The sequence below is a fragment of the Streptomyces sp. NPDC048604 genome, from assembly GCF_043199435.1.
In the GTDB taxonomy this organism is placed as follows: Bacteria; Actinomycetota; Actinomycetes; order Streptomycetales; family Streptomycetaceae; genus Streptomyces.
In genome coordinates this window covers 1-8,858 of record NZ_JBICVX010000035.1, presented here as the reverse complement: position 1 = coordinate 8,858, position 8,858 = coordinate 1, and the positions used below count along the sequence as shown (strand labels likewise).

The following is an 8,858-nucleotide window of genomic DNA, read 5'->3' as shown; positions in this document are numbered from 1 at the left end:
CGGTCACCCGCCGACCGCGACCGCGGCCGGAGTAATCGGCGACGCCGCGTTCAGCGCCCGCGGCGGCAATAGCGTGACGGTCAACATCCGCCGGTAGCACTGCGCGTGAGTGAGGTCCCGGGGGTGAACCCCAGGACCTCACTACTCTCAGCGGCAGTCGGCTCTCAGCGCTCGCCCGAACCAACTACGGACCGCCATCCCGTCCACGCTCACGCCGCGGGCGAACCCGGCCCCGGACACCGAGCCGGCCGCGGAGACGAGGACGACGGCAGCCTGCTTGAGTCCGGCGAGCGCGCGGGCCTCGGCCGCCTTGGCGTCGGCGCGCTCGCGGGCGAGTTCCTCGACGACGCTCCGCTCGCCGCGGATGATCCGGTACGCGGCAAACCAGGGCAGCGGTGCGCAGGTCCTCGTCGCCCGGATCGGGGCAACGCGCATCGATCTCGTCGGCCTGCCACAGAAGACCGCTGATCTGCTCCTCGTCGAGGCCGTGGTCGTCGCCGAGCCAAGCCTCGAGTTCGCAGCACCGCACGCCGGCCCCCTCCGGGACGACCCTCACCCCACCGGTAGACCACTCCACAGGAGGGTTGCAGAGCGGTCCACAGGAAGGTCGAAAACGAGGGGCCCACGCCCACGCCCACGCCCACGCCCACGCCCACGCCCACGCCCACGCCCACGCCCACGCCCACGCCCACGCCCACGCCCACGCCCACGCCCACGCCCTAGGGGTATACCCCCGCCCAAACCGACGACGTCGGGACCGTGTTCGCAGTGATCGGCGCACCTGAACACAGCACCTCGGGCCTGTCGGTCGTCCACTCGCCCCCGGAGCCCTCCAAAGGCCGCACATGCACGGTGCAGGAGACCTCCCGCCCAGACTGCCGGTCTCGGACGACGACGACCGCCGCGACGACGCCCATACGCCCGTCGGGAACGACCACCACACGGCCCTCGACCCGTTGGCCGACAAACTCGCACCTCGCGCCCCGCAGCAACACGGTCGTCAACGGCCCGCCCCGCGGCACCCCACACAGGCCGGCACAGATCACGCAGGCGTGAAACCGGACGGCCCCCGCAGCACCGGCACCCGAAGACCGGGAGACCCCCAACCGGAACACCAGGCGCAGGACTTGCCAGCGCGCTACGCAGGCGTGAACCGGCACTCATGGACAGCGAGGGCATCCACCAAGCACCCGCCGGCGAGCAGGACGGGCGATCTGCTGCGCACCATAGGGCGCCCCCGCGTCGTTGGCGATCGGTCGGTTCACCGACGGCAGGGACGACGGAAGGAGGCAGCGGGGACAGGTCGTACCCCCCTCCCCGACGGATACGACCTGCACCCCTCAACGCACAGCCCTGGAGACGGTTGTCGTGTCTCCCCAGCCGTGGATCTCGATACCCGAACAAAACCAAAACCCTCAGCCACGCCCTCGGTGCCACAGCCGTTGCCGACGTCGCCACCCCCACGGACGCCGGCCCCAGCATCACCGCCCCGCTGGACCCGACACCGTCGCCTGCCTCAATGGAGCACCGGAGTGCGGACCGGCGCGACTCTAGTCCGCGGTACAGCCCCAGTAGGCGATCTCGGCTGGCTCGCCATCCCGATACAGCACTGTGCACCGGCCGATTCCACGTCCGACCGGGTCGAGCAGCCGACGTATCGCGGCGTCCCACTGGTCGCGCGTGGGTCGGCCGTCGGGAGCCCAACTGCGGATCTCTTCCTCGGTCAAGGGACGCATCATGGCGAACTCGTCACCTGCATCGGCGTCGATCAGCGCGTAGAAGTCGAGCACCGTGCAGGTACCTCCGGTCAGGATGTACTCCCGCCAGCCCTCGTCCTCCCACAGCTCGACGATGCCCCGCCCCGGAAAGCCGTGATCATCCTTCGCCAACTCCTGCTGTTGAGCCTGCCGGAACGCCGCCGCCAGAACCTCCTGGTACGGCCCGGTCGCCGTCCACTCATCGCCACCCACTGCAGAACCTCCCAGGTCGCCGAGCGGGGCGGCCAGTTCGAGGGCGGTGAAGGGGCTGGTGTGCGCGATGAACCTGAGCGGCGATCTCCACGCTGACACGAGAACGGGATAGAGCACCTGCTCCACCAGGGCGACGCCGCCACGCTCCTTGGCCACCAGGGTGAGCGCGGCGGACATGTGCCGCCGACCGAGTTCCGGCCAGCCGCCCCGCGAGCCGGCTCTTACGACTGGTGCGGTCGTCGCCGCCGAACTCACTCGTCTCAACGAGAGAAGCGGTCCAGCCCGTGTCAGTGGAACCGGCCTCCGCCCTAGGCGACACCCGGGCCCTCAGCCTGCCCCTCCCGGCCATCCAGAACGTAGTGGGCCGCTGACTCCGTCGATGGCCCACTACGAAAGATGAAGGCTGACGACCGGCGGTTGCCCGGCTGCTGCGGGCGGGCGATGGGGCATGGCATGCTCGGTGCATGGCCCGCACAACCTTCCACTGTGACTGAACCGTTCCGGGTCCGGTAGGGACTCGATCATTTGAGAGGATCGAGTCATGGCACGTCCTTCCCAGTACCCGCTTGAGCTCGCCGTCGTGCGGTGCGGATGGTCGCCGAGGTGCGGCCGGAGTACGTCACCGAGTGGGCCGCGATGAAAGCGGTCGTCCAGGGGTCTCGTACGCGCGCTTGAGCAGGTGGACCACGGCGACGTTCTCGCCCTGGAGGATGGAGGCGCGGGCCGTCTCGATGATGTGGAAACTCCTGCGGGCGGACGACGGCATCGGCCCGAGGCCGACGCCGCCGCGACCTCCACCGCGGCGTCGGCGCGGATCAGGCTGGCGTTCATGGTGATGGCGTAGGCGTCGACCACGCCGCGGCCGAAGATCAGCCACGGGTGGCTGTAGCCGTCGCCGAGCAGACGCGCTTCCTCGTCCGCGCGGTCCCAGTGCCGCTCGGCGCTCCCGCGCTGCCCCACCTTCGCGCACGACAGCGCCGCGGCCAGGTGCAGCAGCCCGATCCGCGCGATGCCCTCCGGGTTACTCAGCGCGTCCGCACCCCGGAAGGCGAGCCGGAACCCGCTCTCGTGGCCAGAGCGACCTCCTCCACAATCTCGGCATGGGCACCACTCTCGCCCATCACGTAGAAGCTGAATCGGTCGAATACCCAACCCTCCGGCACGTGGACCCGCCCAGGTACCGACCGGACGAGTTCCCGGGCAACCGTCTCCTCGGCGCGCCCCAGAGTGATGTGGGGTGCGTACGCGGCACCGGTGTAGCGGTAGCCGTACCGCGCAAAGCTCTCCCGTTCCTCATCTGAGAACTGCGAGACATCCTTTGAACGCTCGAACGCCGCCCGGTCGAGATGAGGTGTCAGCGCCTCCAACGCCGTCTGCTGGATCTTCTCCAACAGCGGTCGCCGCTCCAGCGACAAGAACACCCAACCCGTGGGCTGATACACGACTCCCGCCGATGCCAGGGCTATACAACGGGACGTGCCCACAGCGGTCACGATCCGGTCCAGCTCCGTAGATGGGTCAAGGGAGTCCAGGAACGGCCCCTGGAAGACGGTGACATGGGGCAGATTGCCGTCCGGGCTCAACGGCGGATGCAGCGCAAGGCCGCCACCCACGTCATTCTGAAGGCGGATGGCGGCGGTCTGGTGTGCAGGGCTGGGCAGCAATGCGACGCCGAGCCAGCTCGTCATGCTGAGCTCCAATCTTCATGTCAAGCCTTGGCCGCACGCTGCACCTCGTCGAGTGCGTATGCCCGGACGAGTTGGCGTCGGGGAGGGCAAGGTCGGCAGCAGCCGATGTCCCGAATCCGCTAGTGCTGTGACCGGGAGCGTTCGCCGGGTGCGTGGGCGGCGGCTTTATGTTCCGGTCAGTATGCGGTGATCGAGTGCCCGGCGGCCGGTCGGGTCCAGTGTTGACCGGCCCGCAGGTGGGCGAGTACGGCGTGCTGGACGTCGGTCTCGGCGATCAGCGACAGCGCGTCGCCGAGGTCCCCCACGTAGCGGCCGAAGGCATACTGGATCGCCTCACGGTCGCCCCCGGTGAGCCCGCACTGGTCCTGGGCGATGTGGCGGTCCGGTCGACGCCTGGAGGAACCGAGCCCGGCGAGGAATCGGCGAAGTTCGTGGTCCTCGGGCAGGTAGTCGTTCAGGGCGGGGTCGAGCAACCAGCTGTCGACCCTGATCGTGAATGCGCCTTCCTTCCACTGGACGCCCCTCCCGTACTCCCGAGGCAGGCGCCGGAGGAACGCGTGGACCCGGTCCGCCCAGGCCTGGTCCGGCACGGTCGTCAGCGGATGCGCTGTGTGGGGGACGTACACGTCCACCTCTTCGTTCCACGCCACACAGTCGAGCTGCTCCAGCCGGTAGATACGCCCGCAGAACACCCCCATCACGAAGTCGTGCTGAACCAGTGCCCCGTACCCGGCGCCCGTCCGGTGGAGAGCGATCTTCTCCCCCAGCACCCCCAGACTGGCCGCTGAAATCTCCTCCGGCACCTCGGTGCTCCGGTGGAACTCCCGCACCTTTGGGGCGGCGGCCAGGAAGGCCACGACGTAGAACCACCAGCCATCCGCATCATGGGAGGACATGAAGGGACCGACGGGGACGCTCAGGCTGGACCCCATCCGGGACCGGATCAGCCAGAGGGTGCGCTCCAGCAGCCAGAGCCACGGGGAGTCGACATCGGTCAGGGCATCGACCGCGGCGGCGATGTCGGCGTGGTCCTCGCGGGGGATCCCCAGTTCCTCCATCAAGGCGATCAGTTCATCGCCCTCGGGGATGTCGGGTACCGGCAACGGATCGAACCGCGGCCCCGCCGCTTCCAGAGCCTCGGTCCACGCCCGGAACTCCTCGTCCAGCCCCAGGGCCTTCCTGACGTCGGAAGCCGTCAGCGTCCGGCGGCCCTGTTGCTCCCACCCGGGCAGCCTGCTCCACAACTCCCCCTGCACACCGGGATCGTTGCCCAGCGCGGCCAGCACCTGCTCGTGGAGATAGCGCTTCTCGGCGGCCACAGCCGCCTGGTCGCCCTCCTCACGAGCGGCCATCCAGCGCTGGCGCCATTTATCGATCCACAGCAGAGGAGCACGGTCCACGTAAGCCCCTCTGCCGGCGTGGAGGGCCAACATGAGGTAGTAGTGGATGGACATGCCCTTGGCCCAGTCATCCGTGTGGGCGATCCTGACCAGCGCGTTCACCGTCCGCCGCGCCAACTCGGCATGGGCCGGCGCCGAGTCCGTCGCGTCAAGCGCCGATGTCATTCTTGTCTCCCGAAGGGTGCTGGCCACCGGTGCTCCGGTGGAGTGAGGCCTCACGCTCCGAGACCTACCGTGGGTCTACTGAGCCTATTATCGTCTCTTCGACGATAATAGGCTATCACCACAGCCCGCACAAAGTCCCGAACGGGAACACGGAGTTCAGCCGCGCCCAGGCGTACCGGCTCGTGGATGTCGCCCGCGCCCTGGTCGCGATCCCTGGCGCCGTCGCCGCCGGCACCGAGATGTCCCGCACGCGAGGCACCGACCCGGCCGCCCCGGCCGCGCTCGACTACGGCCTGCCCCAGCGAGCCCTGATCGCTCTCTCCGGCCGCAGCATGGGCCGCAACTTCGAGCACAACTCGGAGGTCGACCTGGACGTGGGCACGGACATGGCGATGGGCGTGCTCCGGGGAGCGCCGGTGACGGTGCACCCGGACAGGAAGGCAACTTCGGCCCCGCGACGTTCTGGAGTGCTGACTGGCTAGTGCCGCATCAGGCAACGTTCGCCCCGTTCTGACGTGTCGCCCGGTTGCTGTGCCGGGCAGCACCGGGCGGTCAGAATGATCACGTGGCTGAACGCATGCAGGTCCGTGAGATCGATGACGACGAGGGCAGACGGCTGCTGCGGATCGTCCGCCGGGGCACCGGGTCGGTGGTGACCTGGCGGCGGGCCCAGATGGTGCTGCTGTCGGCCCAGCGCATGCCCGTGGCGGCGCCAGCGATCTCTGCTGGCACCCGACCCTGCCCCGACAGCCGCACGCACTCGGCCCTCATCCGCGTACGCGGCGCCAGATCCCGCCGCCGCAGCAGTTCCTCGACATCACTCTTCTGATCCGGCGTAAGCTCAAGTACCAACAGTCTCGGCACGGCAGCCCTCCCGCCAGCCGATATGCCCTCATCGCGGCTGACTCAACATCAGGAATCAGACGCTTCGATAGATCAGCACCCCATGACCGGCGTCATCCGCACGAACATCACGTCACCTGAGACAACCTCCACGCCTTGATCGGTGCGGCCGACCTGGCGGCCTGCTCGATCTTCGCGCAGTAGGCTGCACGGGCTTCCTCGTCGATCTGCTGCTCGTGCTCGGGGCGCACCCCGGTCCGGCCGTCGAGGAGATGAAGGCGACTAGAGGCTGACCGAGCCCCTCAACCGTACGGCCGCAGCACCCGGTCCACCCGGGCCGCCGGCGCCGTCGCTCGCTGTAGATCCCGAGCGCGGGGAGCAGCAGCCGGTCCGGGCCCAGGACGAGCACGACGCCAGTGCGACCTCTCCGACGCGCTGCAGCACGTGAAGGCGGCCCAGGCGGCGCTGCAGCTGTCGTGAACCGGCTCGCCTACACCGGCGCCCGTCTCCCGGACGAGACTGACGCAGGTTGACCCGTCCCACCGCCGTGCCCTCTGCGCTAGCCTCGGGCTGTACGCGATCGCCGGAGGCCCCCATGGCGAACCTCACCTTCAACGAGGCCGAGCAGCGCGAGCTGCGCGAGGCCGCCCGTGCCGAGTTCCCCGGAAACCCCGCGCTCGCCTACGTTCTCGAGAACCTCGCCTCCGAAGGCATCAACCTCGACGGGTGCCGCGACTGGGAGGACATCCGCCTCGAGAACGGCCTGCCCCCGCGCGACGACGAGGCCCAGGGTGTCGCCTAAACACTCCCGGAGCCGGCGGCCACGCATCGTCTTCGTCGAGCCGGCCGAGACCCAGGCGGGTGATCTCCCCTGTCTGTCTGCTGCTCGACATTCCGTCGGTCGCCCTCGCCGCCTGCCTCACGACGCGCCGGCGGTCCCGTACCGGATGATACGGGTGGGGACGACAGTTCTGCGGGCCGTCCAGGGCTCGCCCGTGCCACGGCTGTCGATGCGGTCAAGGAGCATGCGGGCCGCTCGGCGGCCGATCTCGTCGGCGTCGTAGGAGACGATGGTCAGCGGCAGGCCGAGGACATCGGAGAGTTCGAAGTCGTCGAAGCCGGCCAGCCCGACCGGGCCACCCATGGTGTGCACCGCGCGAATGGCGCCATGGGTCATACGGTTGTTGGTGCAGAACAACGCCGTGGGTGCGTCCGGGCCGGAGAGCAGCGCCAGCGCTGCTTGCCGGGCGGCGGCCACGTCGGTCAGTCCGCGCCGGATGTACCGCTCGTCCGGCTGGAGACCGGCGGCCTCGTGTGCGGCCCAGTAGCCTCGGAATCGTTCCGCTCCGCTGTAGACGACCTGCGAGTCCCCCAGGAAGCCGATCCGCCGGTGGCCGTCGCCGATCACCGTCTTCACACGGCTCAGGGTCCAGCGCTGGTCTTCCCAGCCGTGCGCGGCCGGCCCATTGGCAAGCTCCGCCTCCAGCTGGGCGAGCTGCTTCTCGCTCAGCCTCGGCAGCGACGCCTGCCCCTGTGACCGCAGAGCTCGCGGACCGCCCTCGTCCCACATCTGCCGCCATCGCTGCACCGAGCGGACGCTGACCCGGAGGTCCCTGGCGATCAGCGAGCTCGCCTCGCCCTGGGCGAACCTCTCGGCCGCCTTGAGCCGTAACTCCTCACGGAACTGCTGCCGTTCGGCGGTCAGCCGGCCCCTTGTGGATACCGCATGCCCCGGTGATACCGCACAGTCGATGAGCCGTCAGCCCCTACGACTCCACGAGTTCAACCTCAGTAGACGGGGAGCGGTGTTGCCGGAGTGGCCGCGACCTTGCGAGTCTCGCGCATTATCAGCAGGCCGTTGACCACCATCAGTGTCGCGGTCAGGCCGTGGACGACGAGCGCGGTGGCCACGGAGCCGTGGTGGGCCAGCACGTTGGCCATGTCGCCGTACGCGGCGAGGGCCTCCACCAGCAACGCCCAGCCCAGCGCCCGGCGGTGGCCCGTCACCAGCAGGATGCCCAGGACCAGGGCCAAAACGACGTCGCGGATTCCCTTGATGATCAGGAAGCCGTCGCCATCGCCGGACGGCCAGCTCGGCAGGCCGTAGCCCGGCGCCGTCGTCTCCGGGCTCAGGATGTACTCCGTCCCGAACCAGAGGATGAAGAGGATGAAGGCGGCGGCCAGGACGGTGTTGATCTTCTTCAGCGACAATGTTCTTCTCCTTGCGAGTCTTCGTCAGCTTGGTGAGCTACGTGGGGCTTGCAGAGTCGTGTGGGGCGAGATCAGGACGCGTGGACGCGGCTGATCGAGGGGCGTAGCTTGCCGGGATCGCAGCTATGGGATCTGAGCGGCAGTCGGATGGGATGGTGCGCCACCGGCGCGAAGTCGGCCTGCGGGGCTGGGAAGAAGCCGCCGATAGACAGGGGCGAACCAGTGCGTGTCGGAGCAGCGGCGGGCTCAGGTGAGGGCGGCGGCCAGCAGGGCGAAGGCGGCGATGATGACGGCGACGCGGACGTAGTGGTAGCGGTCCCAGCGGTTCATCTGCTCCTTCCAGTCCTCGGGCCGGTTCTCGGGGGTCCACGTCTTGCCCCGGTTGTTGATCGGGACGAGCAGCAGGAGCGACATGATCACGCTGACGATCAGCAGCGCGCCGGCGGTGACGACGAGTCCGGTGCCGTCGTGGTCCCATCCGGCGATGGCCCGGATCGCGACGAGGACGAGCGAGCCGATGTACCAGAACGGCATGAGGGCGCCGAGCATCCGGCCCCCGTGAGCGCGGCCGAGTTGGCCAC

General features: G+C 69.1%; 9 protein-coding genes and 1 pseudogene. 3 read left to right on the top strand and 7 right to left on the bottom strand.

Annotated elements, in window-relative coordinates; genetic code table 11:
- Window positions 1–147: 147 nt before the first annotated feature.
- From ACGFMM_RS35680 to ACGFMM_RS35665, 4 genes are all read right to left on the bottom strand, one after another.
- The gene (locus tag ACGFMM_RS35680) at window positions 148–435 is read right to left on the bottom strand and encodes a hypothetical protein (protein ID WP_393650652.1); all 288 of its coding nucleotides are present in this window, start codon (window positions 433–435) and stop codon (window positions 148–150) included.
- A 1,115-nt stretch (window positions 436–1,550) separates the two neighbouring features.
- Window positions 1,551–2,147: a hypothetical protein gene (locus tag ACGFMM_RS35675; RefSeq protein WP_393650651.1), complete on the bottom strand. Its 597-nt coding sequence runs from the start codon at window positions 2,145–2,147 to the stop codon at window positions 1,551–1,553.
- Window positions 2,148–2,995: 848 nt separating this feature from the next.
- Window positions 2,996–3,658: a hypothetical protein gene (locus ACGFMM_RS35670; protein ID WP_393650650.1), complete on the bottom strand. Its 663-nt coding sequence runs from the start codon at window positions 3,656–3,658 to the stop codon at window positions 2,996–2,998.
- 176 nt (window positions 3,659–3,834) lie between these two features.
- The gene (locus ACGFMM_RS35665; protein ID WP_393650649.1) at window positions 3,835–5,223 is read right to left on the bottom strand and encodes an acyltransferase domain-containing protein; all 1,389 of its coding nucleotides are present in this window, start codon (window positions 5,221–5,223) and stop codon (window positions 3,835–3,837) included.
- A 182-nt stretch (window positions 5,224–5,405) separates the two neighbouring features.
- Here ACGFMM_RS35665 and ACGFMM_RS35660 point away from each other — a divergent pair, with 182 nt between their 5' ends.
- The 3 genes and pseudogenes from ACGFMM_RS35660 to ACGFMM_RS35650 all read left to right on the top strand — a co-directional run bounded on the left by ACGFMM_RS35660 (window position 5,406) and on the right by ACGFMM_RS35650 (window position 6,868).
- Window positions 5,406–5,705 carry a hypothetical protein gene (locus ACGFMM_RS35660; protein ID WP_393650648.1) on the top strand — a complete coding sequence of 100 codons (300 nt, stop codon included), beginning with the start codon at window positions 5,406–5,408 and terminating at the stop codon, window positions 5,703–5,705.
- A gap of 83 nt (window positions 5,706–5,788) precedes the next feature.
- Window positions 5,789–5,932, top strand: a pseudogene (locus ACGFMM_RS35655) (helix-turn-helix domain-containing protein); the annotation flags it as partial.
- 729 nt (window positions 5,933–6,661) lie between these two features.
- Window positions 6,662–6,868: a hypothetical protein gene (locus ACGFMM_RS35650; RefSeq protein WP_393650647.1), complete on the top strand. Its 207-nt coding sequence runs from the start codon at window positions 6,662–6,664 to the stop codon at window positions 6,866–6,868.
- Window positions 6,869–6,985: 117 nt separating this feature from the next.
- Here the strand turns inward: ACGFMM_RS35650 and ACGFMM_RS35645 are convergent, their stop codons facing one another.
- The 3 genes from ACGFMM_RS35645 to ACGFMM_RS35635 form a co-directional block, all read right to left on the bottom strand.
- Window positions 6,986–7,687: a substrate-binding domain-containing protein gene (locus tag ACGFMM_RS35645; RefSeq protein WP_393650653.1), complete on the bottom strand. Its 702-nt coding sequence runs from the start codon at window positions 7,685–7,687 to the stop codon at window positions 6,986–6,988.
- A gap of 167 nt (window positions 7,688–7,854) precedes the next feature.
- A complete protein-coding gene (locus ACGFMM_RS35640) occupies window positions 7,855–8,277 on the bottom strand; it encodes a DUF4267 domain-containing protein (protein WP_393650646.1) in 423 nt (140 codons plus the stop codon).
- Window positions 8,278–8,523: 246 nt separating this feature from the next.
- Window positions 8,524–8,858 (bottom strand): anthrone oxygenase family protein (locus tag ACGFMM_RS35635; RefSeq protein ID WP_393650645.1); only part of this gene is annotated, 335 nt, incomplete at its 5' end.